Genomic DNA, 23,873 nt, shown 5'->3' on the forward strand with positions numbered 1-23,873 from the left:
CCTCCGCAATCGGAAAAGCCGAAATTTCTCCGGCTTTTCCAAGGTCTCGCAGTTACGCAAAAAGCTCATGTGCAAGCTCCAGCGCGTCGACCAGCGTGTCGACCTCGTCCGTCGTGTTGTAGAGGCCAAAGCTGGCGCGGCAGGTGGCCGTGACGCCCAGGTGATCCATCAGCGGACCGGCACAGTGGTGGCCAGCACGCACGGCGACACCCTTTTTGTCCAGGATGGTCGAGATGTCGTGCGGATGCCCTGCCCCGTCCAGCGTAAAGCTGAAGATCGCGGCCTTGTCGGGCGTTGTGCCCTGCACCTGCAGCCAATTGAGCCCTTGCAGCTTGGACATGGCATAGTCGCGCAAACCGGCCTCATGAGCGGCGATGTTCTCCATCCCCAGCTCCATCATGTACTCAAGCGCCACACCAAGGCCAATGGTCTGCACGATGCCGGGGGTTCCGGCCTCGAACTTCATTGGCGGGTCGTTATAGGTGACCGCCTCTTTCGACACTTCGCGGATCATGTCGCCGCCCCCGATAAAGGGACGCATTTCAGCCATACGTTCGGCCTTGCAAAAGATCGCGCCAGAGCCGGAGGGACCATACAGCTTGTGGCCCGTGATGGCGTAGAAGTCACACCCAAGGTCCTGCACGTCGACCGGCATGTGAACCGCGCCCTGGCTGCCATCAACCAGCACCGGAACACCCTTGGCGTGGGCGCCTTGGGTTATCGCCTTGACGTCCACCATAGTGCCCAGAACGTTCGAGCATTGGGTGACGGCGACCAGTTTGGTATTGGGTCCGATCGCATCGAGCACCGCCTGCGGGTCAAGCGCGCCGGTGCTGTCCACATCGACCCATTTCAGCACCACGCCCTGGCGTTCGCGCAGGAAATGCCAGGGCACGATGTTGGCGTGGTGCTCCATAACGCTGAGAACGATCTCATCACCCGCCTTTAGACGCGGCATGGCCCAGCCATAGGCGACCATGTTGATACCCTCGGTCGTGCCCGAATTCAGCACGATCTCATCCTCGGAGCCTGCATTCAGGAACTTGGCGATAATCCCGCGCACCGCCTCATATTTGTCGGTGGCCAGGTTCGACAGGTAGTGAAGCCCGCGGTGAACGTTGGCGTATTCCATCGAATAGGCCTGCGTGATCGCGTCGATCACCACCTGCGGTTTCTGGGCTGAAGCACCGTTGTCGAGATAGGTCAGCGGCTTGCCGTTCACCTCACGCGAGAGGATCGGGAAATCGGCCCGGATTTTGTTGACGTCATACATGAGAAACGATCCCAGTTAGCCAGCCCCAAGAAGGGAGAGAAGAATGAAAAGCACAACCGCAATGGCAAAGACGGACCCGACCAATACGCCTGCGGCCTTCATCAGCGATCCCAAACGATGTGCCTGGTCGATGAAGTGCAAAAAGATGAAAAGACCGATCAGCGATGCGCCAAGCACCACAAGAAAGGATAGGACCGGGATGGTCAGCATCAACACAAGTGCGACCGCTTGTACCGCGACGCGCAGAAACTGCATCCAGACCATCAGGAGCATGACGTCGTCGAACGACCCCTGCCCGCCCAGCATGGCACCCACACGGTGGATCGCAATGATGGTGGCCAAAATGCCGCCGCCTACAAAACCAGCGTAGACCATGGGTGACTGGATCAGCACCGGCATGCCTTTGGGGCCGGGCAGCAGCATGCCCGACAGCGAAAACAGCAGCGTGTTCAGGACAACGGCCAAGGCCAGTCCCAGCCACAGCACATCGCGCCGCAGGTCCTGCGCCAACAGGATCTGCGCCGCCTGGGCGGGGTTGGTGACGGACATCACCGCCAGATCCTTGAGGTTCAGAGCGTTCATGCTCCTGTCCTTTCTTGTGGCCTTTCCGCCTGAAACAGCCCCGCGATCCAGAACCACGCAAAAACCGCAAACCACACAGCCCCCACCAGTTGCAGCGACGGTCCCGGGCCGATGAACCCGGCCACAAGCCCATGCAACAAAACCAGCGGGCTGGACGCCAGCAGCGCCCAGAACAGAGCCAGACGCGCGCCGAACCAATCGCCCTTGCCGCCAACCACCTTGGCCACGACATGCGAGGCCGCCGCGATGACATACATCAAAAGCGGTGCAATCAGGATCAGGGCCATCAGGCTGCCGGCCATCAACTCGTTCAGGTCGCGGCCCTCAAGATGCGCCTCACGCGACAGGCGTGGCAGTTGCGCGATGAACAGCACCACGCAGCTGGCCATGAGAATGGCCAGCGCGCGGTCCTCGCGCTGGCCCATGTCCAGCAGGCGCCGTACAACGCGCCCGGGGCCACGATACGTGGCCAAGATGTCCGACGTCACCGACATCAGCGGCGGCGCGACAGCCAGGATTCAAGACGGTTGACGATGTCCTCCGCCAGATCCTCGGCCTCGATTTCCTCGACCGCTTCGGCCAGGAACGCCAAGGTCAACAAGTCCGTCGCGTCCGACACTGGCACCCCTCGCGAACGCAGATAGAACAGCGCGGTCTCATCAATCGCGCCCGAGGTCGAGCCGTGTGAACAGGCCACATCGTCGGCATAGATCTCAAGCTCGGGCTTGGCGAGGAACTGGCTGTCATCATCCAGCAGCAAGGACTGAGAAATCTGATATCCATCAGTCTTTTGCGCGCCTTCCTTCACCAGGATCTTGCCCTGGAACACGCCCGTCGCACCGTTGCGCAGCACCTTTTTGAACACCTGACGGCTTTCACAGTTCACTGCATCATGGGTGATGAACACCGTGTCGTCGTGGTGGAAATCACCATCACCTACACAGGCACCGGCCACATGGGCCACAGCATCGTCGCCCAGGATCTCGATCACCTGTTCGTTGCGGGTCAGCACGCCGTTCACGGTGAGCGTGAAAGACTTGTAAACCGATTTCGCCCCCAGACGGGTGAACATATGGGTCACAGCACGACGTTCGTGATCGCGCCCCTGAGAGCGCACGTGATGCAGGGTTCCGCCATCTGCGATGTCGATCTCCATGCATTTGTTGAAACGCGCGGCCGCCGGACCGTTTTCCAAAATGGTCGCTTCGGCACCGCTCTCAACCCGCAGGATGTGGTGCAGGAAGGCATCCGAAGCCTCGTCCTTGTGCACGTAGATCAGGCTGATCGGTTTCGACGGCTTGCCGGTGACGTGAATGGCAACGCCATCCGCGGCAAAGGCCGTGTTCAGCGCCGCCAGCGGACGCGGAACCGGGTTGTGACCGCGCGTTTCCAAAACACCGTAAAGGTCCTTGGCCCAGTGGATGTCCGTGCAGCAAATATCCTCGAGACGCTCGATCTGCACCCCTTCAAGCGTCAGATCATCCGAGGCATCGGCGTCAAAGATACCATCTACAAAGACGATCTTGAGCCGGTCGATCTGGTCGAACATCAACGGTTCGTCGTTGTCGAACAGCGCCGCTGTGGGGGCATCCGCCTGCACCAGCGTGTCGGGGCGGGTGTATTTCCAGTATTCGTCGCGACGATCGGGCAAACCCATGTCGCGCACGCGGGCAATCGCGGCCTCGCGCGCGGGCTTTGTGCAGCCCGCCGTCGGCAGCTCCAGCGCGGCCAGGCGCGCCTCGGTTGCGGTTTGTTTGATCTCGGGCAAAGCCATTACTGCACCTCGGCCAGAATGTCGGCGTAACCGTTGTTTTCAACTTCCAGCGCCAGCTCGGGACCACCGGTTTTGACGATGCGACCGTCTGCCATGATGTGAACGACATCGGGTTTGATGTGGTCCAGCAGGCGCTGATAGTGGGTGATCACCAGGAACCCGCGGCCTTCATCGCGCAGCGCGTTCACGCCTTCGGCGACCAGCTTCATGGCATCGACGTCCAGGCCCGAGTCGGTCTCGTCCAGGATGCACATCTTGGGTTCCAGCATCGCCATCTGCAGGATTTCGTTGCGCTTTTTCTCACCACCCGAGAAGCCCACATTCACCGGACGCTTGAGCATGTCGGCGTTGATTTTCAGCGACTTGGCACGCTCACGTACGACTTTCAGGAAGTCGGCGGCGCTCAGCTCTTCTTCGCCGCGGGCTTTGCGTTGTGCGTTCACGGCCGTGCGCAGGAAAGTCATGTTGCCGACACCGGGGATTTCAACCGGGTATTGGAACGCCAGGAACAGGCCAGCTGCGGCGCGCTCTTCCGGCTCCAGCTCCAGCAGGTCTTCGCCGTCAAGCGAGGCGGCGCCTTCGGTCACTTCGTACCCGTCGCGGCCCGACAGGACATAGGACAGGGTCGATTTACCCGAGCCGTTGGGGCCCATGATCGCATGAACCTTGCCAGCATCGACTTTTAGGTCGACGCCTTTCAGGATCTGCTTTTCTTCTTCTTCAAGTTTGACGTGCAAGTTTTTGATTTCGAGCATTTTTGCCTCGCTTCTCATCTCTGGCCCGCAGCGAATGCGCGGGTATTGTCAGGGGCGGCACGCAGATGTGCCGGAAAGGTTTCGATCAGATCGGCCCGGGCGCGCGCTATGCCGTCGCCATAGGTCAGTTCGGTTCCATCCTTGAGCGAAGACAGAACACCCGGAACCTCGTGGGCTTCGATCGGTGAAATCAGCGGTCGCCCAACAGACGCCGCGTAGTCGTGGTACTTCAGATGTGATTGCTCACCGGGGCTGAGCCAAGTGCTTGGCACGCCGAATGCGTCGGCCACGATGAGCCCATGCAGGCTGCTGGCAATTACATGTCGGCTCGATGCGATCCGGCGACACACCTCGAGCGCATCAGCGCGTGGATCAACCAGGTCCAAGGCAGGCTCTGAACGAACCAACGCTTGGATTTCGGGATCATCAACTTGGCTGTGATGCGGAACCAACGCGACGCGATCCTGGACAGAGGGAATTTCGTCGATCAGATCAGCAGTCAACAACCCAGGATCGCCAAACTGGCGGGTCTTCACCCCTAACAAAGCGGCTGTAACCGGCCCCCGGACCAGAGCAACGTTTACGTTAGGTAAAAAATCTGTAGGCACCGGATGCAAAAGCCCCGTCCCCCAAACAAACGGCTTCATCCGGTGCTCGACAGCCTGCGAGAAATTACGCCGTATGACCTGCAACAACGAGCCAACAGCCACCAAATCACATCCCTTTGGCCCGGCATGCGTCACCTTGCGCCCAGAGACGTTGGCAACAACCAAAGAGGACAGGACATCACCGAAGTTCGGGATACCCTTCCACCAAAAAAGTTTGATCGGTGCCATTTGGAATGCAGCGCTGTTCAACAGATTGTCCCCTGCAACCCAAACGCCCAACCACGACAACGCCGACACATGGCAAAGCCTGGTATCGTTGCCCTGTTCGGGTTTTGAAGATCAGATAACCGCAACATCACAGATCTCGGATTATGCCTTGGTCGCGCCGACAAAATAGTTCTTGTTAGTGCGATAGCGCTGCATCACATCCAGAACCTCGTAGTCGACCTCTTTGACCCAGGCGAGAAAGGCCTCTTCGTTTTCGTTGTCGACCTCTACCATCAACACGGGTTGGCTGCGCGCAACTGTCTTGCGCAAGCCATTGAGAACCTTGATTTCCATCCCTTCGACATCGATCTTGATCAGGTCAGGTTCGACATCAGCGAGCACCTCGTCACCGACAACGACTTCGATGTCGCCTTCGCCGGCCATCATGCGTGCAGCGCCCAGGTTTTTCTCCTGTTTGCGCATCGCATAACCACCCTCGGACACATCAGACAGCCCATACCCAATGTTGCTCAGGTCAAAGACCGGCGCGAGACCATTGAAGGCAACATTTGCCAAAAGCAGCCGATAAGCCAGCGGGTTCGGTTCGAACGGGATCACTTTGGACGGGTTCAAGAATAGCGACACAAACAGGCTGTGGTTGCCGACATTGGCACCTATGTCGACAAAAACGCCGTCATTGCAGGGAAAAATGGACCGTATCTGCTCCAGCTCTTCCTGTTCGTAAAACGTGCCTGCGCGGTGATTGCGTTGAATAGGATCGCGCAGCTTGTCGGTGGCAAACACAACATGCTTGCCTTCGATCTGACACGGGATGGTATCCGTGCCCCAGAACACATAAGGTTCGCTGTTTTCAATCGCTGCCCGTGCCTCTTCCAGGTCGAAATGGCGTTCGCGCTTCTGCGCCCGGATCGGCATTTCTCCTGTGTCTGGTGTCATCCAACCGAACCTTCCAGCGAGATTGCAACCAGCTGCTGCGCTTCCATGGCGAATTCCATCGGCAGGGCCTGCAGCACGTCCTTGCAGAAGCCGTTCACCACCAGGGCGACCGCCTCTTCCTCGTCCATCCCGCGCGAGCGGCAATAGAACAGCTGATCGTCGTCCACCTTGGATGTGGTCGCCTCATGCTCGACCCGGGCCGAGTTGTTCTTGACCTCGATATACGGAACCGTATGCGCCCCGCATTTGTCACCGATCAAGAGCGAGTCACACTGGGTGTAGTTGCGCCCGTTCTTGGCCTTGGGGTGCATCGAAACCAGACCGCGATAGGTGTTCTGCGCCTTGCCAGCGCTGATGCCTTTGGACACGATGCGCGACTTGGTGTCCTTGCCCAGGTGGATCATCTTGGTGCCGGTGTCGGCCTGCTGCATGTTGTTGGCGATGGCGATCGAATAGAACTCGCCCTGGCTTTCGTTGCCGCGCAGGATGCAGGACGGGTATTTCCAGGTCACGGCCGAGCCGGTTTCAACCTGCGTCCACATCACCTTGGACCGGTCGCCGCGGCAATCAGCGCGTTTGGTCACGAAGTTGTAGATGCCGCCCTTGCCGTTCTCATCACCCGGATACCAGTTCTGAACGGTCGAGTATTTTACCTCGGCGTCTTCTTCTATGATGATCTCGACGACAGCGGCGTGCAGCTGAGCGATGTCACGTGCCGGAGCAGTACAGCCTTCCAAGTAGCTGACATAGCTGCCTTTATCGGCAATGATCAGGGTGCGTTCGAACTGACCGGTGTTTTCCGCGTTGATGCGGAAATAGGTCGACAGCTCCATTGGGCAGCGCACGCCCGGCGGCACGTAGACGAACGAACCATCCGAGAAGACGGCCGAATTCAACGTCGCATAGAAGTTGTCCGAAACCGGCACGACCGAGCCGAGGTATTTCTTGACCAGTTCGGGGTGTTCCTTGATCGCCTCAGAGATCGAACAGAAAATGACACCGGCCTTTTTCAGCTCTTCCTGAAACGTTGTGCCAACCGACACCGAGTCGAACACCGCATCAACCGCAACTTTGCGGCCCTCGGCGGGCATGTTCTCGGCGCCTTCGACACCGGCCAAAATCATCTGTTCTTTCAGCGGGATACCCAGCTTTTCGTATGTCGCCAGCAGCTTGGGGTCGACCTCGTCCAGTGACTTGGGCTTGACCTCCATCGACTTGGGACGGGCATAATAGTACTGATCCTGAAAGTCGATTTCCGGATAGTCGACCATGGCCCAGTCGGGTTCTTTCTTGGTCAGCCAGCGGTCATACGCCTCAAGCCGCCAGTTCAGCATCCATTCGGGCTCTTCGTTCTTCTCCGAGATCAGACGGACAATATCGGTGGTCAGCCCTTTGGGGGCATATTCCATTTCGATATCGGTTTCCCAACCATATTTATAAGCGCCGCCGACCTCGCGAACCGCATCCACGGTTTCCTGATCAACGCCTTCTTTTACCTGTGTCTGGTCCAATGCGGCCATGACAAACCCTCCGTCAGATCACGCAGCACGCGCGTGATGCTTCTTTTCCTTTAGCAGCCACGCATCAGCAAAGCGCAGCACATCTTCTTCATTCGTCTCGGGCCCCAGCGAAACGCGGATCGCGCTGCTTGCCGTGGCCTCGTCATATCCCATCGCGGTCAGCACGGTGCTGGCCTTGACCTTGCCGCTCGAGCAGGCAGAGCCCGCGCTTATGGCAAATCCGGCCAGGTCCATCTGCATCACCTGCGTCTCGCCTTTCCAGCCGGGTGTGGCGAAACAAAGAGTGTTGGGCAGGCGGCTCGCGCCTTTCCCGACAAAAATAGTCTTGCTTGTCCCAGCCTCAAGAGCCTTTTCTAGAATATTTCTAAGTTCCGCAACCCGTTCCCATACGCCATCCGCCAAATCGCGGGCGGCTGCCTGGGCTGCGGCGCCAAAACCGACCATTCCAAGCACGTTTTCGGTGCCGGATCGGCGGCCCATCTCTTGCCCGCCGCCCTTGATCTGCGCCTGCAGGTCCGTGCCGCGCGGCATCACAACCGCCCCGATTCCCTTGGGGCCACCAAGCTTATGGGCCGAGATCATGGCCATTTGCGCGCCCATCCAGTTGAACGCAATCGGCAGTTTTCCAAAGGCCTGCGTCGCATCCGTCACGGCCAGGCCTTGCGGCAGATCCTGCACGATCCCGGTCTCGGAATTGGCGAGTTGAAGAGTGGTCGACGCTGGATCAGTCACCGTGACCTTCCCTGCATTCGAAACCGGTAAATCTTCTTCAATCCAAGCTCTTACCGCGTCGTGTTCGAGTCCAGATCCATGCAACCCGCGCCCCGACAGGGTCAGCGCAGCCCCTTCTGTAGACCCAGAGGTAAACACGATATCCGCCCCATCCGCGCCGAAGGCGGTGGCCACTTGCGCGCGCGCGTTTTCAACCAAAGCCTTGGCCGCGCGACCCTCGGCATGGACAGACGACGGGTTCCCGCAGACATCCATTGCGGCGATCATCGCCTCGCGTGCCTCGGCCCGCAGCGGGGTGGTCGCGTTGTGATCCAGATAAACACGCGTCATGGATGCATCTTTTTTGACATGGTTAAGCCGCTGACCGTCATTCCGCGTCCACGACGGCAAAGAGGCTCGGAACGGCCGGGCACGGCGCAAGGTCGTTCTTGATCACGTCCGACAACCGAGTTTGATGCAGGAACACGTAGACATGGGCGCTCAGCCCTTCCCACAGGCGGTTGGTCAGCGATTGTGCGCGGCTGCCCGACGAGCCACCCGAGGCACCTGCCCCCTTGTGCATGGCGTCGACGGTTTCATCCACGGCGCCCAGTATCTCGACCACACGAATCTCGGATGCTGACCGCGCAAGACGGTACCCACCCCCAGGACCACGCACCGAAGTTACCAGCTCGGCCCGGCGCAACTTGACGAACAGCTGTTCCAGATAGGGCAACGAGATATCCTGACGTTCGGAAATCTCGCCTAAGGTCACAAGCGTATCAGCAGGTTGCAGCGCAATGTCGGCCAGCGCCACCATCGCATAACGTCCCTTTGTCGATAGTTTCATCGTTCGCCTTCCAGCCCTGTGACATTTGAGCGCAATCATTGACCTTTTCACCATCAATGCGTATTCCGCAATGACGGTGTCAATTGACGTCGCGCCGTAGTTAGAACCGTTCTAAAGTGCCTTAGGGAATTCGTCAACATTCCGAACGGCACGAAATAATAACAGACAGGATGAACGCACATATGCCCGAGGTGATTTTTCCCGGACCCGAAGGCCGCCTGGAAGGCCGCTACCACCCGCAAAAGGAAAAAGACGCACCGATCGCCATCGTGCTGCATCCGCACCCCCAATTCGGCGGGACCATGAACAACAAAGTGGTCTATAACCTCCACTATGCGTTCTACAACATGGGCTTTACCGTGTTGCGGTTCAATTTCCGCGGTGTGGGTCGAAGCCAGGGCGAATACGATCAGGGCGTGGGTGAGCTGAGCGATGCGGCATCGGCGCTGGATTACCTGCAGTCGATGAACAACAACTCCAAGCATTGCTGGGTTGCGGGTTTCTCGTTTGGCGCCTGGATTGGCATGCAACTGTTGATGCGTCGCCCGGAAATCACCGGCTTCATCAGCGTCTCGCCGCCGGCCAACATGTACGACTTCTCGTTCCTGGCGCCCTGCCCCAGCTCGGGCCTGATCATCAACGGCTCGGCCGATCGTGTAGCCCCGCCCGCGGACACCGTGTCGCTGGTCAACAAGCTGCACGAGCAGAAAGGCATCACGATCACCCACGAAGAGGTCGAAGGCGCTGATCACTTCTTCCAGGATCCGCATATGGACACCCTGATGACGACGACCACCGACTATGTGAAACGTCGCCTGACCGAGAACACCCGCTGATGTCGAACACCATCGAAAACCTGGCCGCCAAACTGGCCGAGGATACGATGAAGGTCATGGACCAGACCGGTGAAGACCGCCTGTATGTCGAGGTCGGCAATGTGCTGGCCGCGGCATCGCAGTCTTTGGAAGAGGCCTATCTGACCGAAGTCCGCGTGCGTCTGGCCGAGCGCGTGGCGCGCAGGTTCCTGATCAAGAAGGCGACTGAATTCAAGGCCGCTAAAGAGGCAAAGCAAGCCCAATGACCAACACCCGTATCTCAGCCCAGATCGCCTTTTTGAAAGAGGCCGATCGGCTGAAGCAGGTGGATCGGTCAAATGTGCTGTTGGATCTGTCTCGCCCCGAAAATTCAGCCGAACACAGCTGGCATCTGGCACTTTACGCGCTGATCTTTGCGCCGATGGCTGATCGTGATGTGTCGCTGGATCGTGTAATCCGGATGCTGCTGCTGCATGATCTTGTAGAAATTGACGTGGGCGATCACCCAATTCACGAAGCGGTTGATTGGGACGATGTGGCCGAGCGCGAACAACTGGCCGCGCGCCGGATCTTTGGGCTGTTGCCAGAGGATCAGGCCGCCGAATACCTGGCGCTCTGGACTGAGTTCGAGGTCGACGAAACGCCGGATGCACAATTCGCCAAGATGCTGGACCGGTCACAGCCGCTGTTTCAGGTGCTCTATGCGCCAGCACCTTTGCCGGACCACCTGCAAATCGTTCGCGACAACCTGGCCTCGGGTCGGGCCGCTTATCTGCAACAGGCCTGCCCCGAAATATATTGGCATGCCAAGGGCTTGTTGGGGGAAGCTGATGAAACTATAACAGGTCCTGTCCCGCAATGGCTGACCTTTTTGGCCGAAGCAGATCAACTCAAGTCGATCTATCGGGCCTCGCGGCTGATTGACGATTCCCGTTTCGAAAACTCGGCGGAACATTCGTGGCATATCATGCTTTACGCGATGGTGCTGTCGGATCAGGCAGGTCAGGACGTGCAGATCGACCGTGTTCTTCGGATGCTGTTGATCCACGATATAGTCGAGATTGACGCCGGTGATGCGCCCATTCATGGTCAGGTCGATCACGCCGCCATGGCCGCCAAGGAAGAGGCCGCAGCCGAGCGGTTGTTTGGCTTGTTGCCGCAGGAGCAATACCAAGACTTGCACTCTCTGTGGCACGAATTTGAAGCTGCTCGATCCCCGGATGCAATGTTCGCCAAGTCGGTGGACCGGGTGCAGACCCCGATCGCCAATCTGGAGAACGGCGGCGGCAGCTGGGTCGAATACAAGGTCACGCTGGAGCAGATCGACCAGCGTGTTGGTGTGCCGGTCAAGCGCGGCGCACCCGGCTTGTGGGATTGGCTCCGCCCGCAACTCGTCGCGCATTTCGACAAGATGCAGACGGCCTGATCAGGGGGCCTCACCCGCTTTCTGGCACATCGGGAATTAGAGCGGGAGCAACGCTGATTGCCTCAAGAAAGTAGCTGACCGGAGCAAGATGGGTCTCGCCCGTTCGCACGCGTAAAACACCAGTAACCCAGACCGGATCAAGGTTAATATCCAGCCCCTCCGGGAACTCCACCGAAATGATCTGATCCGGCAAGGGTGGCGGCGGGTGCCGACAATCCTGTGGCGCGCGCGGGATCAAAAGGAACTCTTTTACACCATTGAACGCCAATTCGAACGGATGTGCATAGCCCGCAATGGTGATGGTCTTGCCGTCCAACGAACTGTCACCCAAAGTGCACTGGGAAATCCGATTTGCAGCCAATGTTGCCATCATGGTTTGTTGGGCACAATCGGGATGGGTCAGATATTGTTCCAGAAAAGCCTGACATTCGGCAGGTCTTTCCTTGCGCAGGTCCTTCCATGACGATTGCAATGGCTCGGCGTGTGGCGCGCCGTGCTGGACAAACAGGACCAGCACGGCTGTTGACAGCGCCCTAATTGTCGTTCTGACCATGGCTGACCGTCAGCGGGCTCTTGTAGTCAGGTTCGGTGATGCCCTTCTTGCGCATGGCAAGACCTGTCAGGCATTCCCGAATGACACGGTTGGCGTTCAGCGCCGAAACGTAGGTCGGGTCCAGCTCTGGGGACAATTCCACCACCTCAAAACCCACCACATTCGATTCAGCGCACAAACGCCGGATAATCGGAAATACTTCGCGTGGCAGCAATCCACCGGGCTCCGGTGTGCCGGTGCCCGGTACAAAGGCTGGATCAAACGTGTCCATATCGAACGAAATGAACATGTATTCCGGGCCGTCCTGCGCTTCGGCAATCACGTCTTCCATCACCGGATCCCAACCACGGGCATCAATCTCGGCCATCGTGTGATAGCGCAGACCGTTTTCACGCATCCAATTGAAAGAATTTTCGTCAGGATAGTAGCCGCGCAGCGCGACCTGAATAAAGTTCTTGCCCTCTACATGACCTTCCTCGACCAGGCGATAGATCGGCATGCCGTGGGAAATGAGGTGCCCCATCATGTATTTGGTCGCGTCATAGTGGGCATCGAAGTGAATAACGCCGACATTTCCCTTGCCGTAGACATCGGCCATCGCGGCCACGTCCGGATACATCAGTGAGTGGTCACCACCAACGATTACAGGAATAACATGTCTACCGTCTTCGTGCTTGACTTCGATTGCCTGCCGCACGAATGAGCGAACTGCCTGAACGGTACGCTCGGTACTCATCAGGTCATTGGGTGCGTTGCCATAATCGACCACGACCATTTCCTCAAGCGGGTCCACCATGACGTCCATATGAGGCGCGCGGACACCGTAAGGGATGTATCGCGCAGAGTTTCGAACAGCATTGGGCCCCCGCGATGCGCCGCGCGCGCCGCTGCCCATGTCAGTAAAGGCGCCCATGATGGCGACGTCCACTTCGGCGGCTGCCAGATCGGCAGGCGTGAACGCCAGTGGCTGGTTCAGAAATGTCGGCAACAACCCCCAACCCATGTTCAAAAAGCGTTGGGTCTGAATGATGCCAGGCTCCCGGCCCTCACGTTCGCCCTCAAAACTCGGCAAGGGTGTTCGCCAAACGTTATATGTCGGATCTTCGGTTGCCAGTGGAATGACGGGCTGTTCACCATCACGGATCGGTGCCTGCTTCCCGTCATACTCGCTTCCAAAAACTTGTGCAGCACCTTGCGTTGCAGAACCAATTGCGAAAATCAGTGCCAGAATAGGCAGTCTCATTTCGGTCTCCCTTCCGAAAGTGATCAATTCCCTTCAGTGTGGGCCAAGCTGCCAATTTCTCAAAGAAAAACAGGGGCCAAAACAGCCCCTGTTTTCGACATTCTATGATGGAAGCGCTTACAATCAGCACATCCAATGGATCAAAAGCCTCGGCATCAAGCCGACGCAGCGCTCACAACCCAACCGACGGCAGCCAGCAGAGACGAGGCAAGAATAATCTTCTTTGCAAATGGTGTCATAACGTGAACCTTTCAAAACAAACATGTAACAAGGTCAAACATAGGCGTTACACCTATCATTTTCAAAGTCAGGTATCCCGGACCCACGCGATTCCGCGCGTTTGTTGTTGAAATCGCACAAAATTCACGCAGTGCAAAATCAGTTGCCCAACAAATGGGATTCGTGATTAACACCGGCTTAAGCGGCATCGCGCCTGCCCTCTCTCTGCCCCAAGACATCCTCGGACGTGCTCCATGCCAAAGGCCTACCTTTTATTGCTCGTTGCCGTCGTGGCCGAGACCATCGGAACAACCGCCCTGCAGGCCAGCCATCAGTTTACCCGGTTCTGGCCTTCGGTGATCGTGGTGATCGGCTATGGATTGGCCTTTTATTTCATGTCCATCACGCTGCGTTACATGCCGGTTGGGATCGTCTATGCCATGTGGTCGGGACTGGGCATCGTGACCATTGCCGCAATCGGCTTTCTGGTCTTTGGGCAGCGCCTAGATCTACCGGCAGTTCTTGGCATGGGGCTGATCATTTCGGGCATCTTGATCATCCACCTGTACTCCAACTCGACCACGCATTAGGCGCTTCGTCTTTTCGCTGGTATATTGCGCCGCAGCACTGTATGCGCGCGACAACTCTCCGTTCAAAGGCCTATTTCTCATGGACATGCGTAACATCGCAATCATTGCTCACGTCGACCACGGCAAGACGACCCTGGTTGACGAGCTTCTCAAACAATCCGGCGCATTCCGGGAAAATCAGGCCGTGGCCGAGCGTGCCATGGACAGCAACGACCTGGAGCGCGAGCGCGGCATCACCATTTTTGCCAAGCCCACGTCCGTCGAATGGAAAGGCACCCGGATCAACATCGTTGACACCCCCGGCCACGCCGATTTCGGTGGCGAGGTCGAGCGGATCCTGTCGATGGTGGACGGTGTTGTGCTGCTGGTGGACGCCGCCGAAGGCCCGATGCCGCAGACCAAGTTTGTAACTTCCAAGGCGCTGGCGCTGGGTCTGCGCCCGATCGTGGTGCTGAACAAGGTCGACAAACCGGATGCCGAGCCTGACCGCGCGCTGGACGAGTGTTTTGACCTGTTTGCGTCGCTGGACGCCGACGAAGATCAGCTGGACTTCCCGCATATGTATGCGAGCGGTAGAAACGGCTGGGCCGATGCCGAACTGGACGGACCGCGCAAGGACCTGCACGCGCTGTTCAACCTGATCGTCAACCATGTGCCCGAGCCCAAGCAGATCAAACGTCAGGACGAAGATTTCCGCATGCTGGCCACCACACTGGGGTCCGACCCCTTTGTGGGCCGCATCCTGACCGGCCGCGTTGAATCCGGCACGCTCAAGGTCGGCGCCACCGTTCAGGCCCTGACCCGCATTGGCCAAAAGATCGAGCAGTTCCGCGTCACCAAGATCCAGGCCTTCCGTGGTCTGGCCCAGCAGGACATCGAAGAGGCGCAGGCCGGTGACATCGTGTCCATCGCAGGCATGGCCAAGGCCACCGTAGCCGACACCATCTGTGCGCTCGCCGTGGACGAGCCGCTGGACGCACAGCCCATCGACCCGCCGACCATCACCGTCACTTTTGGCATCAACGACAGCCCGCTGGCGGGCCGTGACGGCAAAAAGGTGCAGTCCCGCGTCATCCGTGACCGTCTGATGAAAGAGGCCGAATCCAACGTCGCCATCAAGATCGCCGACACCCCCGGCGGTGAAGCGTTCGAGGTTTCGGGCCGTGGCGAACTCCAGATGGGCGTTCTGATCGAAAACATGCGCCGCGAAGGGTTCGAACTGTCGATCTCGCGCCCGCAGGTGATCATGCGCGAAGACGATGGCGTCAAGATGGAGCCGGTCGAAGAGGCCACCATCGACGTCGATGACGAATACTCGGGCGCAGTGATCGAAAAGCTGACCGGCTCGCGCAAGGGCGAATTGGTCGAAATGCGCCCCGCAGGTGCTGGAAAGACCCGCATCATCGCACATGTGCCGTCGCGTGGCCTGATCGGCTATCACGGTGAGTTTCTGACCGACACCCGCGGCACCGGCGTTCTGAACCGCGTGTTCCACGGCTGGGCGCCGTACAAGGGTGCGATCCCGGGCCGTCGTGCTGGTGTTCTGATCTCGATGGAGAACGGCACCTCGGTCGCCTATGCCCTGTGGAACCTCGAAGAGCGCGGCAAGATGATGATTGGCGCGCAGGCCGACGTCTACACCGGCATGATCATCGGCGAGCATAGCCGCGACAACGATCTGGAAGTGAACCCGCTCAAAGGTAAGAAGCTGACCAACGTGCGCGCCTCGGGCACGGATGATGCCGTACGCCTGACCACACCGATGACCCTGTCGTTGGAAGAGGCGATTGCCTACATCAACGACGACGAGCTGGTCGAAGTGACGCCAAACACAGTGCGCCTGCGCAAGCGTTACCTGGACCCGCACGAGCGTAAGCGGATGTCCAAGGCCAATTGAGCCGAACCACACTAGAAATCGAAAAGGGCGCCTCTCGTGGGCGCCTTTTTTCTTTTTGAGACAAAGCTCCTTTCATAACAATACGTTGAGCCAATCGCCGATGCATAAACCCCGCATACGACTTTGGTTTATGCGCCCCAAAACCTGCCTTTTCTCCAATATCTTGGTGGGCGCCCATGCCTCTAGCTGAGCTCATGCAGCCCACAACGGGACGCACGATATCCAACAGTACACGAGGCAAGATCATGAGTTCCCTGACCTTCAACCAACTGACCCTGTCGCTGGCTGCGGCGGTTCTATTGGCAACATCATTGAGCAGCTTTGCGTCTGAGCCGCCCACCGTTGTCGATCCGACCTCGGGCGAGACGGTCTCGATCACCGAAATCGATATTGCCAGCCTCAGCGAGGAGGATCGCCAGAACATTGGCGACCAACTGGCTGAACAAGGCATTGCGCCGCGCGGTGGCCGTGATCGCGGTGAAGCGCGTGGCGGCGGTGGACGAGATGGCGGCCCGCGCGGTGGCGGCGCTGAAGTTGCGGATGCAGGTGGCGAAGGTCGTGGCGGCGAAGGCCGCGGTGGCGAAGGAGGTCCCGGTGGAGCGGGCGCAAATGGTGATGGTGCACCGGGAGGTGACGAGTAAGCCCCGCTCTGTCTCGTGCGGCGCAGTGGATCACCTGCGCCGCACACATCAAGCATCCCTTTGCAAAACTTCTCTCACAACGCGTTCGAAACCCGACTTTTCAAGGCGTTGTCTCGAATGAGGGATTTCCTGACATTTGCAAAGTGCTGTACGTTTGGCGGATGACATCAAAGGAATACCTCCAGTGCCGCGCCTGACCTCAACTGTACTGCTGATGCTGATTCTGTCTCATCAGCCCTCTTTGGCGCAAACGCCGGACATCGCCCAACCAATGGTGTCTCGCCTGCAAACCGAAGGCTATACAGTGACCGAGGTCAGCCGTACCTGGCTGGGCCGTATCCTGATCACCGCCACCACCGAAGGGCACCTTCGCGAGATCGTGCTCAATCGAACCACCGGAGAGATTCTGCGCGATCGCCTGTTCCCCCTGCGCAGCTCTGATGGGACGACTGAGACACCGCCGCCGCCCTCTGTTGGTACGGATCCGCAGCCTGTTCCCGACCTGTACGACGGCGACTCCGGTCCCGGCGGCCCAGGCGGAAGGGGTGGACCAGGCGGTTCGGGCGGTCCCGGTGGAACGGGCGGCTCGGGCGGCCAAGGTGGCCCCGGCGGATCTGGCGGACAGGGAGGCGGCGGCGCGTCGCAGCTTTGATATGATCACATACTCTCCTCTCTGCGGTTGGTGCCCGTGCTGAAACACCCTGCCCTTGTCTGGATACTGGTGGCCGTGCAAGCCCTGTGCGGCGCATACTTTTTGTGGGAAATCCTGGCTTCGATCCTGGGTTTTCCGACCCTGCCACTGCGCTGGCAAATGCGCGAGTTGGTCGAGATTGGCGCCAGCCTTGGCCTGGTTCTGGGCGCGATCCTGGGTATTCAGCTTGCCCGCGTGGCCAGCCGCGAGATGAAGCGTGCAGACAATGCGAGGCGATTGACGTCGGGCGAATTCACGGCGGCGGTGGATGACTATTTCACTGCACTCGACCTGACCGCTGCCGAAACCGAAGTCGCCTGGTTCCTGCTCAAGGGGCAATCAATCGCCGATATCGCCCAGCTTAGAAACACCCGCGAGGGTACGGTCAAGGCGCAATGCACCGCCATTTACCGCAAGGCCGGTGTCAGCGGGAAATCACAACTGTTTTCCCTGATTGTCGAGGATGTCTTGTTGTAATGCCCCTTCCCCGCTCAGGAGTACGGGAAAGGGGGCTGCTCGACCCGTTCCCGCTTCAAGCGTCGGAAACGGTCATATCAACGAGCAGGCGTCTTTGGATCTTGCCCGAGGGACCTTTGGGTAGGTCGTCCAGAATGTGAACCCGATCCGGGGCCTTGAAGGAACCCACTTTGGACTTGCAGAGCGCCTTCAGAGTATCCTCGGTCTGGTCCGAGCCGTCGCGCAGCTTCACCGCAGCTTCAACGAGTTCGCCGTAAGATTTACAAGGCCGGGCAAAGGCGGCGGCCTCGACCACATCCGGGTGGGTATAAAGCGCCTCGTCGATCTCACGCGGGGCGATGTTTTCCCCGCCCTTGATGATCAGCTCTTTCAGGCGTCCGGTGACATAGACATAGCCATCCACATCCTGCCGCCCCAGATCACCGGTGCGCAGCCAACCATCGGGGGTAAACGTGCCCTCGGTTGCTTCGGGGTTGTTGAGGTATTCGAGCATGACATTTGGCCCGCGCACCACCAATTCGCCCTCGACTTCGGGTGCCACAGGTTTGAGATCGCTGCCAAAAATCGCGACTTCATTGCCATAGGCACAGCCGGGAGAGCCGATCTTGCGCACGCCGGGAGGCATCGGGTTCGACAGGATCTGCGCCGCCGTTTCCGTCAGCCCCATAGTTTCGATGATCGGAACCTCAAACCGTGCTTCAAACGCCCGCTGCACATCAGGGGCCAGAGCCGATGAGGCCGAGCGCCCGAACCGCAGGCGGTCGCGTGTGCTTGCATCCGGGTCGGTGTCCGAGGCCAGAAGGTGCGAGATGATGGTGGGCACGACCGAAAACCAGGTTGCCTGCCCCTCTTCGCAGTGCCGCCAGAACCGCGAGGCCGAAAATTTCGAACACATCGCCAGCGATCCGCCCGACACCAGCGCCCCCATGACGGTCACGCAGAGCCCATTGATATGATAAATCGGCAGCACGCAAAGGCCGCGATCCTCGGGCGTCAGCGCGTGGGCCACTGCCGTCGTCCAACCACCGGCGAGCAGGCTGGCCTGAGTGTGAACCACGCCCTTGGGCTTGCCGGTGGTGCCCGAGGTATACATGAGCAGCGCGTGACTTTCCGGTGTCACTTTATGGAGTTTAACCTCTTCCCCATCGCCAAGACGCGACGGGTCAAGGGGTTGCACATTGCCCGGGGTTGTCGCGGCGAACAGGTTCTGCTGCTCGGGCCCGACAAAGGCAAAGCGCGCGCCGCTGTGATCCAGCGCATAATTGATCGCCTCATTCCCGGCCACCAAGTTGATCATCGTGGCGCGGAAGCCGCCGTAGAGCACGCCGAATAGAACTTCGACGGCAGCGCGCCCGTTGGGCATCATCAGCGCCACGCTTTCACCGGGCTGAATACCGCGTGCGGTCAGGTCCTGTGCGATGCGGCGCGCGGTCAGACGCAGTTCATACCAGCGCAGCGCGGCCTCGCCTTCGGGGAAAACGAACCCTTCGCCGCCACTTTCGGCGCGGGCATCGACCCAATCGCGGATCGTGCCCTTGGGCGGGCGGTTCGACGCAACGCTCATTTGCCCGCCTCAGCCCAATAGGTGCCGAACACATCGTCAAGCGACGGTTCACGTGCGGGGATTTCGCGGATCACCTTGGTGGTCTGGATAAAGTGCTTCCAGTGCAGGTTGTCGTCGATCGAATTGCCGCCCCAGCTGCCGCACCCCATCGAAAGCGAGAATGGCATGCCGTTGGTGAACGATCCGCCAGTCGCAAAGGTGTGCGCCTGGTTGACGATGACGCGACAGGTGGGCATCGAGCGGCCAAGCTCCACCGCTCGCTCATCTTGTGCCGTGTGAATGCCGACCGAATGGCCCGCGCCCTGATAGCTCAGCACGCTCTTGGCGGTCTCGACCGCGGCGTCATAGTCGCTGGCCCGATAGAGCGCCAGAACCCGGCTCAGCTTCTCACCGCTCAGCGGGTGATCAGCGCCAATACCGTCGGTTTCCACGGCGATGAACTTCGTGTCGGCGGGGACCTGTTCGGCCATACCGAGGGCGACCAGCATCTTGTCGGCGTCCTGCGCGATGACCTCGCGGTTGAGGTGCCCATCGGGCCAAAGCTTGCCGATGATCGTGTCGGCCTGATCGGCCGGCACCAGCGCGCCGCCTGCCTTGGCCATCTCGGCCACAAAGGCATCATAGACCGCATCGACCACCACGGCCGCGTTTTCGGACGAGCAGGATGTGGCATTGTCAAAAGTTTTGGAGGCCGTGATCTTTTCCGCCGCCGCCTGCAGATCGGCGGTCTCATCGATGATGGTGATGACGTTCCCCGCCCCCACGGCCACGGCCGGTGTTCCGGCGGTCTGCGCACGGTGGACGTTGTTCTGACTGCCGGTGCAGATCACGCGGTCGCAGGCCTCCATCAGCGCCTGTGTCTTGGCTTTGGAGCCCGGCGCGGGGACCATCTGCACCAGGTCACGGTCCAGGCCCACCTTGTCGAACTCGGCGTGGATATACTCCAGCAGCAGCTCGCAGCTGGCGACGCCTTTGGGCGATGGGGCCACGATGATGGCATTGCCGCCCTTCAACGCGTTGATGATGTTGTTGGCCGGGGTCGCCGCCGGGTTGGTCGAGGGCACAACCGCCCCCACAACACCTACAGGGCGCACAATCTCGGTAATCCCGGTTGCCGGGTCATCGCTGATGACGCCATGCGTTCTTGCCTCTGCGATGTCGCGCAGCAAGCCAAGCGTCTTGCGGTGGTTCTTGATGATCTTGTCGGGCACATTGCCCAGGCCGGTGGTTTTCACCGCCAGTTCGGCCAGGGTCCGATTGCGGGTGGGTTCCATGATGGCCCATCCTGCGGCCTGTGCAGCCCGGTCATAGCGTGCCTGATCGGCGCCTGCTTCATACGCGGCCTGCGCGGCCCGTGCGCGGGCGACAATCGCATCGATCTGGCCGAGATCATCATGAGCATTCATTGGTAAAGTGTCCTGTCATAATCCAATGGAGAGGCGGCAGCGTACGGAGGCACATCCGCCGCCTCTCTCGGGGAGTTGGGGTTAAAGACCCGCAAGCAGCTCTTTCAGCGTAGCTTCACGCGCGGCCCACATCTCGATCACCTCATCACGGTTCATGATGTGCATGGGCGAACCGCCTGCTTTCATCTTTTTTGCGACGCGGCTGTTTTCGAACATGGCCGGTACGGTTGCGGCCAGACGCTCGATCACCTCGGGCGGGGTGCCCTTGGGGACCATCACACCACGAAAGTTTACCGACGAGTTGTCGACGTCCAGACCTTGTTCCATCATCGTGGGAACATCCGGCAGGAAGGCGCTGCGCTCCAGATCGGCCACGCCAAGGATCTTGACGTTGCCTGCCTCTTGCGCGCGGAAGGCATCGGACAGGTTGTTGACCCCGCCCATAACCTCACCTGCGATCACGGCTTTCATGGCCGCTGCACCGCCACCCTTTGTGGGGATGTAGGCCATCTTGACGCCAGCTGCCTTTTCGATCTGCAACGCGGCAATGTGGTGGCCCACAAACAGGCCCGCGCCGGAGAATGTCAGCTTGCCCGGGTTTTCCTTGGCAAAGGCCACGACGTCGGCCATCGAGTCGAACTCGCTGTCCGCGCCCACAACAAACACAGCCGGGTCCGCGCCCCAGTTGGCGATGGGTTCAAAGCTGTCGGTCGAGTAGGACACGCCGCCCTTGATCGATTGCGCAATGAAGTGCGGCACGTTGTAGGCACCCAGAGTGTAGCCATCAGAATCCGCCTGTGTGGCGAACCAATTCCAGCCAACGCGCCCACCGGCGCCGGGCTTGTTGATGATGGCGATCGGCATGCCAAGCGCATCCTCGTTGCCGGCGGTCATGGTGACGATCCGCGCTTGGAAATCGGTCGCGCCACCGGCACCATAAGACACCATCATCATCAGCGGACGATCCGGGTAATCCTGCGCCATTGCGCCCCCCGTCAGTCCCATCAGGGCAACTGCGGCCCCTGCAATCCAGTTTTTCATCATGAGTGTTTCCTCCCTTGGAAATCAGCCGCGTTTGTCGCGGTCAGAACAGAATTTCACGTGGTGTGTAGACTTTGAGCAGCAAGGCAAAGAGCCCGTACATCACGGCGATGAAGCCTGCTGTGATCACCGCCCGTTTGATCCAGCTACGCGCCTCGTTATGAGGTGCCGGATCATAAAGCGAGAGCAGGATGAAGAAGGCCACGGTTGTGGAGGTGTAGAACCCGAACGTCTTGGCGGCCCAAAAGATGTAGATCAGCGCAACCACCAACCCCGGCACCAGGTTGATAAACATGGTACGGGACACCCCCGTGCCGACCCGGCTGAGGCCCATCAGGGCCTTGCCAAAAGTCCAGGCCGCCAGCACCACAAACACCGATGAGATCAGGCGCGGGAACAAGAAGGCCTCGGCGGGTTGTTGGGTATAGCTGATCCAGGCGATCCAGCAGCCGACAGCAAAGATGATGCCCGACGGGATAATGTGTTGTGTGCGGCTCATGATTGCACCTCGACTGCTTTTTGGGTTTTGCGGGTGCGCAGCTCCATCCAGACCGAGTAGGCGACAGAGGCTGCGACCACGACCATCAGGAAGATGTTGAGCGGACCACCCAGGAAATACGGGCCCATTCCGACGCTTGCGTTGGCAATCATCGAGCCTTGGATAAAGTTCGCCTCGGCAATCGGACCCAGGATCAAACCAAGCACCAGCGGTGCCGCCGAGAACCCGAACCGTTCGAGGAAGAACATCATCACACCCAGGCAGGCCATGACATAGACGTCCCCCATCGAGCTTTGGACCGAATAGGCGCCAAAGACCGACAGCCCCAGCACCACGGCGGCCATGACCGACTGCGGCACCTGTGCGACACGCGCGGCAAGACCGGCAACATAAAGGCCAAAGATGCACATCAGGATCTGCCCGATCAGCATCGAGTTGATGAAGGTCCAGGCCACGTCCGGGTGATTGTCAAACAGGTCCGTGCCTGGGAAAATCCCGTGGATCAGCAGACCGCCCAGCAGAACAGCCGCTGTCGGGCTGCCGGGGATCGACAGTGTCAGCAGGGGCACCAGCGAGGGGCCGACCATGGCGTTGTTGGCAGCTTCGGCTGCAATCACGCCTTCTGGGTGACCTTTACCGAACTTGTCCTGATCGGGGCTGAACTTCTTGGTCTGGTCATATGCGACCAGACCAGCAATCTGCCCGCCCACACCGGGGATCAGGCCGATGATGGAACCGGTGATCGTACCGATGGACAGCGCCCGCGGGTTGCGCACCAATTCTCCGGCGGCTTTGCCGATGGAATGCTTCTGCACCTCGATCACTTCGGCCCCGACGGACTGACGCCCCTTGGCGAACATGCTCAGCACCTGTGGGATGGCGAACAGACCGATCAGAGCAGCGATGATGTTGATGCCACCGCCAAGCGAGGGGTGAAAGATGAACCGCTGCGCGCCCATGATGTCATCAAACCCGATGGTTGCGAGCCACAGGCCAATGCAGCCAGAGAGCAGCCCTTTGACCACCGAGTCACTGTCGAGCGAACCGATGACGGTCACGCCCAGAATGGCGAGCCAGAACAGGTGCGACGGACCAAAGGCCAGCGCCCATTGGGCCAGCACAGGCGTCAGGAAGATCAGCAATAGCACGCCGAACACCCCGCCAACCGCCGAGGCCAGGAACGAAAGCTGCAACGCCCGCGCGCCCTGCCCCTTTTTCGCCATCGTATGCCCGTCGAGGGTCGTTGCGATATTGGCCGGAGCACCGGGGATCTTGAGCAGGATGGCACTCACCGCGCCCCCCGCCACTGTGGACGTGTAAGCTGCCCCTAGCAGAATCAAGCCTTGGACCGCTTCGAGCTGGAAGGTGAAGGGGATGAGCAGTGCCACCGCCATCGTGGGAGACAGTCCGGGTGTGGCCCCCAAGATGAGCCCCCCGATCGTTCCCCCAAGCAGCAGGGCAAATGAAAGCGGCGAAAACACATCGCCAAAGTAGTAGATAAATTCCATTCCGGGGCCTCCCAACCCGTCTGTCCTGTGAGTGGACAGGTCGTCAGCAATGCGGTGCATAGCTTT

Annotated in this window: 25 protein-coding genes; 8 read left to right on the forward strand and 17 right to left on the reverse strand. The window is 59.4% G+C overall.

All coding sequences use genetic code 11. The annotated features are described in order from the left end of the window. Positions 1–52: 52 nt before the first annotated feature. The 10 genes from TRL7639_RS10895 to iscR form a co-directional block, all read right to left on the reverse strand. Positions 53–1,273, reverse strand: a complete 1,221-nt coding sequence (locus tag TRL7639_RS10895; protein ID WP_085795695.1) for a cysteine desulfurase — start codon at positions 1,271–1,273, stop codon at positions 53–55. A gap of 15 nt (positions 1,274–1,288) precedes the next feature. Next, the gene (locus TRL7639_RS10900; RefSeq protein WP_085795696.1) at positions 1,289–1,855 is read right to left on the reverse strand and encodes a Yip1 family protein; all 567 of its coding nucleotides are present in this window, start codon (positions 1,853–1,855) and stop codon (positions 1,289–1,291) included. Next, positions 1,852–2,349: a YIP1 family protein gene (locus tag TRL7639_RS10905; protein WP_085795697.1), complete on the reverse strand. Its 498-nt coding sequence runs from the start codon at positions 2,347–2,349 to the stop codon at positions 1,852–1,854. The genes TRL7639_RS10900 and TRL7639_RS10905 overlap by 4 nt, the downstream gene beginning before the upstream one ends. Beyond that, a complete protein-coding gene (locus tag TRL7639_RS10910; protein ID WP_085795698.1) occupies positions 2,349–3,629 on the reverse strand; it encodes a SufB/SufD family protein in 1,281 nt (426 codons plus the stop codon). The genes TRL7639_RS10905 and TRL7639_RS10910 overlap by 1 nt, the downstream gene beginning before the upstream one ends. Continuing rightward, entirely contained in the window at positions 3,629–4,384 is a 756-nt protein-coding gene (sufC, locus tag TRL7639_RS10915) for a Fe-S cluster assembly ATPase SufC (protein WP_085795699.1), read from the reverse strand. Before sufC ends, TRL7639_RS10910 begins: the two co-directional genes overlap by 1 nt. Positions 4,385–4,398: 14 nt before the next feature. Beyond that, the gene (locus tag TRL7639_RS10920) at positions 4,399–5,220 is read right to left on the reverse strand and encodes a polysaccharide pyruvyl transferase family protein (RefSeq protein ID WP_085796380.1); all 822 of its coding nucleotides are present in this window, start codon (positions 5,218–5,220) and stop codon (positions 4,399–4,401) included. Between the two features lie 141 nt (positions 5,221–5,361). After that, positions 5,362–6,156: an FkbM family methyltransferase gene (locus tag TRL7639_RS10925; protein ID WP_235820303.1), complete on the reverse strand. Its 795-nt coding sequence runs from the start codon at positions 6,154–6,156 to the stop codon at positions 5,362–5,364. Further along, the gene (gene sufB / locus TRL7639_RS10930) at positions 6,153–7,676 is read right to left on the reverse strand and encodes a Fe-S cluster assembly protein SufB (protein ID WP_085795701.1); all 1,524 of its coding nucleotides are present in this window, start codon (positions 7,674–7,676) and stop codon (positions 6,153–6,155) included. Before sufB ends, TRL7639_RS10925 begins: the two co-directional genes overlap by 4 nt. A gap of 18 nt (positions 7,677–7,694) precedes the next feature. Next, positions 7,695–8,738, reverse strand: coding sequence for a cysteine desulfurase family protein (locus tag TRL7639_RS10935; protein ID WP_085795702.1), 1,044 nt, complete (start codon positions 8,736–8,738; stop codon positions 7,695–7,697). A 37-nt stretch (positions 8,739–8,775) separates the two neighbouring features. Continuing rightward, on the reverse strand, positions 8,776–9,237 hold the full coding sequence (gene iscR, locus TRL7639_RS10940; protein ID WP_085795703.1) for a Fe-S cluster assembly transcriptional regulator IscR: 462 nt from the start codon (positions 9,235–9,237) through the stop codon (positions 8,776–8,778). A 182-nt stretch (positions 9,238–9,419) separates the two neighbouring features. On the opposite strand from iscR, the gene TRL7639_RS10945 reads away from it, so the two are divergent. From TRL7639_RS10945 to TRL7639_RS10955, 3 genes are read left to right on the forward strand one after another with little or no spacing between them, the layout of a single operon-like run. Continuing rightward, positions 9,420–10,073: an alpha/beta hydrolase gene (locus TRL7639_RS10945; protein WP_085795704.1), complete on the forward strand. Its 654-nt coding sequence runs from the start codon at positions 9,420–9,422 to the stop codon at positions 10,071–10,073. Next, positions 10,073–10,318, forward strand: coding sequence for a hypothetical protein (locus TRL7639_RS10950; RefSeq protein ID WP_085795705.1), 246 nt, complete (start codon positions 10,073–10,075; stop codon positions 10,316–10,318). Before TRL7639_RS10945 ends, TRL7639_RS10950 begins: the two co-directional genes overlap by 1 nt. Then, positions 10,315–11,478: an HD domain-containing protein gene (locus tag TRL7639_RS10955; protein ID WP_085795706.1), complete on the forward strand. Its 1,164-nt coding sequence runs from the start codon at positions 10,315–10,317 to the stop codon at positions 11,476–11,478. Before TRL7639_RS10950 ends, TRL7639_RS10955 begins: the two co-directional genes overlap by 4 nt. Before the next feature lie 10 nt (positions 11,479–11,488). On the opposite strand, the gene TRL7639_RS10960 is transcribed toward TRL7639_RS10955, so the two are convergent. Together TRL7639_RS10960 and TRL7639_RS10965 are read right to left on the reverse strand one after the other, a co-directional pair. Further along, complete coding sequence (locus TRL7639_RS10960) at positions 11,489–11,995, reverse strand: DUF3299 domain-containing protein (protein WP_165759795.1); 507 nt, start codon at positions 11,993–11,995, stop codon at positions 11,489–11,491. 16 nt (positions 11,996–12,011) lie between these two features. Further along, positions 12,012–13,274 (reverse strand): agmatinase family protein, encoded by a 1,263-nt coding sequence (locus TRL7639_RS10965; protein ID WP_085795708.1) that lies wholly within the window; start codon positions 13,272–13,274, stop codon positions 12,012–12,014. Positions 13,275–13,747: 473 nt separating this feature from the next. Here TRL7639_RS10965 and TRL7639_RS10970 point away from each other — a divergent pair, with 473 nt between their 5' ends. The 5 genes from TRL7639_RS10970 (at position 13,748) to TRL7639_RS10990 (ending at position 17,789) form a co-directional block, all read left to right on the forward strand. Continuing rightward, positions 13,748–14,083: a DMT family transporter gene (locus TRL7639_RS10970; protein WP_085795709.1), complete on the forward strand. Its 336-nt coding sequence runs from the start codon at positions 13,748–13,750 to the stop codon at positions 14,081–14,083. 79 nt (positions 14,084–14,162) lie between these two features. Beyond that, positions 14,163–15,980: a translational GTPase TypA gene (gene typA, locus TRL7639_RS10975; RefSeq protein WP_085795710.1), complete on the forward strand. Its 1,818-nt coding sequence runs from the start codon at positions 14,163–14,165 to the stop codon at positions 15,978–15,980. A gap of 245 nt (positions 15,981–16,225) precedes the next feature. Next, positions 16,226–16,621: a hypothetical protein gene (locus TRL7639_RS10980; RefSeq protein WP_085795711.1), complete on the forward strand. Its 396-nt coding sequence runs from the start codon at positions 16,226–16,228 to the stop codon at positions 16,619–16,621. A gap of 184 nt (positions 16,622–16,805) precedes the next feature. Further along, entirely contained in the window at positions 16,806–17,273 is a 468-nt protein-coding gene (locus tag TRL7639_RS23215; protein WP_133057642.1) for a hypothetical protein, read from the forward strand. A gap of 36 nt (positions 17,274–17,309) precedes the next feature. Continuing rightward, a complete protein-coding gene (locus TRL7639_RS10990) occupies positions 17,310–17,789 on the forward strand; it encodes a helix-turn-helix transcriptional regulator (protein ID WP_235820304.1) in 480 nt (159 codons plus the stop codon). A gap of 55 nt (positions 17,790–17,844) precedes the next feature. On the opposite strand, the gene TRL7639_RS10995 is transcribed toward TRL7639_RS10990, so the two are convergent. The 5 genes from TRL7639_RS10995 to TRL7639_RS11015 all read right to left on the reverse strand — a co-directional run bounded on the left by TRL7639_RS10995 (position 17,845) and on the right by TRL7639_RS11015 (position 23,807). Beyond that, positions 17,845–19,353: an AMP-binding protein gene (locus TRL7639_RS10995; RefSeq protein ID WP_085795712.1), complete on the reverse strand. Its 1,509-nt coding sequence runs from the start codon at positions 19,351–19,353 to the stop codon at positions 17,845–17,847. Further along, the gene (gene sauS, locus TRL7639_RS11000; RefSeq protein WP_085795713.1) at positions 19,350–20,759 is read right to left on the reverse strand and encodes an acylating sulfoacetaldehyde dehydrogenase; all 1,410 of its coding nucleotides are present in this window, start codon (positions 20,757–20,759) and stop codon (positions 19,350–19,352) included. The genes TRL7639_RS10995 and sauS overlap by 4 nt, the downstream gene beginning before the upstream one ends. A gap of 81 nt (positions 20,760–20,840) precedes the next feature. After that, positions 20,841–21,800 (reverse strand): Bug family tripartite tricarboxylate transporter substrate binding protein, encoded by a 960-nt coding sequence (locus TRL7639_RS11005; protein ID WP_085796381.1) that lies wholly within the window; start codon positions 21,798–21,800, stop codon positions 20,841–20,843. Positions 21,801–21,843: 43 nt separating this feature from the next. Then, on the reverse strand, positions 21,844–22,299 hold the full coding sequence (locus TRL7639_RS11010) for a tripartite tricarboxylate transporter TctB family protein (RefSeq protein ID WP_085795714.1): 456 nt from the start codon (positions 22,297–22,299) through the stop codon (positions 21,844–21,846). After that, entirely contained in the window at positions 22,296–23,807 is a 1,512-nt protein-coding gene (locus tag TRL7639_RS11015) for a tripartite tricarboxylate transporter permease (protein WP_085795715.1), read from the reverse strand. The genes TRL7639_RS11010 and TRL7639_RS11015 overlap by 4 nt, the downstream gene beginning before the upstream one ends. Positions 23,808–23,873: the final 66 nt, after the last annotated feature.

Origin of the sequence: Falsiruegeria litorea R37 (assembly GCF_900172225.1) — a bacterium.
GTDB classification, from domain to species: Bacteria; Pseudomonadota; Alphaproteobacteria; order Rhodobacterales; family Rhodobacteraceae; genus Falsiruegeria; species Falsiruegeria litorea.

What these genes read in the sequence shown, in the direction of transcription:
- sufB (WP_085795701.1), bottom strand. Translation starts at nt 7,676, where the DNA reads ATGGCCGCATTGGACCAGACACAGGTAAAAGAAGGCGTTGATCAGGAA.
- iscR (WP_085795703.1), bottom strand. Translation starts at nt 9,237, where the DNA reads ATGAAACTATCGACAAAGGGACGTTATGCGATGGTGGCGCTGGCCGAC.
- TRL7639_RS10905 (WP_085795697.1), bottom strand. Translation starts at nt 2,349, where the DNA reads ATGTCGGTGACGTCGGACATCTTGGCCACGTATCGTGGCCCCGGGCGC.
- TRL7639_RS10945 (WP_085795704.1), top strand. Translation starts at nt 9,420, where the DNA reads ATGCCCGAGGTGATTTTTCCCGGACCCGAAGGCCGCCTGGAAGGCCGC.
- TRL7639_RS10950 (WP_085795705.1), top strand. Translation starts at nt 10,073, where the DNA reads ATGTCGAACACCATCGAAAACCTGGCCGCCAAACTGGCCGAGGATACG.
- TRL7639_RS10935 (WP_085795702.1), bottom strand. Translation starts at nt 8,738, where the DNA reads ATGACGCGTGTTTATCTGGATCACAACGCGACCACCCCGCTGCGGGCC.
- TRL7639_RS10980 (WP_085795711.1), top strand. Translation starts at nt 16,226, where the DNA reads ATGAGTTCCCTGACCTTCAACCAACTGACCCTGTCGCTGGCTGCGGCG.
- typA (WP_085795710.1), top strand. Translation starts at nt 14,163, where the DNA reads ATGGACATGCGTAACATCGCAATCATTGCTCACGTCGACCACGGCAAG.
- TRL7639_RS10970 (WP_085795709.1), top strand. Translation starts at nt 13,748, where the DNA reads ATGCCAAAGGCCTACCTTTTATTGCTCGTTGCCGTCGTGGCCGAGACC.
- TRL7639_RS11005 (WP_085796381.1), bottom strand. Translation starts at nt 21,800, where the DNA reads ATGAAAAACTGGATTGCAGGGGCCGCAGTTGCCCTGATGGGACTGACG.
- sauS (WP_085795713.1), bottom strand. Translation starts at nt 20,759, where the DNA reads ATGAATGCTCATGATGATCTCGGCCAGATCGATGCGATTGTCGCCCGC.
- TRL7639_RS10920 (WP_085796380.1), bottom strand. Translation starts at nt 5,220, where the DNA reads ATGGCACCGATCAAACTTTTTTGGTGGAAGGGTATCCCGAACTTCGGT.
- sufC (WP_085795699.1), bottom strand. Translation starts at nt 4,384, where the DNA reads ATGCTCGAAATCAAAAACTTGCACGTCAAACTTGAAGAAGAAGAAAAG.
- TRL7639_RS11015 (WP_085795715.1), bottom strand. Translation starts at nt 23,807, where the DNA reads ATGGAATTTATCTACTACTTTGGCGATGTGTTTTCGCCGCTTTCATTT.
- TRL7639_RS11010 (WP_085795714.1), bottom strand. Translation starts at nt 22,299, where the DNA reads ATGAGCCGCACACAACACATTATCCCGTCGGGCATCATCTTTGCTGTC.
- TRL7639_RS10910 (WP_085795698.1), bottom strand. Translation starts at nt 3,629, where the DNA reads ATGGCTTTGCCCGAGATCAAACAAACCGCAACCGAGGCGCGCCTGGCC.
- TRL7639_RS10955 (WP_085795706.1), top strand. Translation starts at nt 10,315, where the DNA reads ATGACCAACACCCGTATCTCAGCCCAGATCGCCTTTTTGAAAGAGGCC.
- TRL7639_RS10965 (WP_085795708.1), bottom strand. Translation starts at nt 13,274, where the DNA reads ATGAGACTGCCTATTCTGGCACTGATTTTCGCAATTGGTTCTGCAACG.
- TRL7639_RS10925 (WP_235820303.1), bottom strand. Translation starts at nt 6,156, where the DNA reads ATGACACCAGACACAGGAGAAATGCCGATCCGGGCGCAGAAGCGCGAA.
- TRL7639_RS10900 (WP_085795696.1), bottom strand. Translation starts at nt 1,855, where the DNA reads ATGAACGCTCTGAACCTCAAGGATCTGGCGGTGATGTCCGTCACCAAC.
- TRL7639_RS10995 (WP_085795712.1), bottom strand. Translation starts at nt 19,353, where the DNA reads ATGAGCGTTGCGTCGAACCGCCCGCCCAAGGGCACGATCCGCGATTGG.
- TRL7639_RS10895 (WP_085795695.1), bottom strand. Translation starts at nt 1,273, where the DNA reads ATGTATGACGTCAACAAAATCCGGGCCGATTTCCCGATCCTCTCGCGT.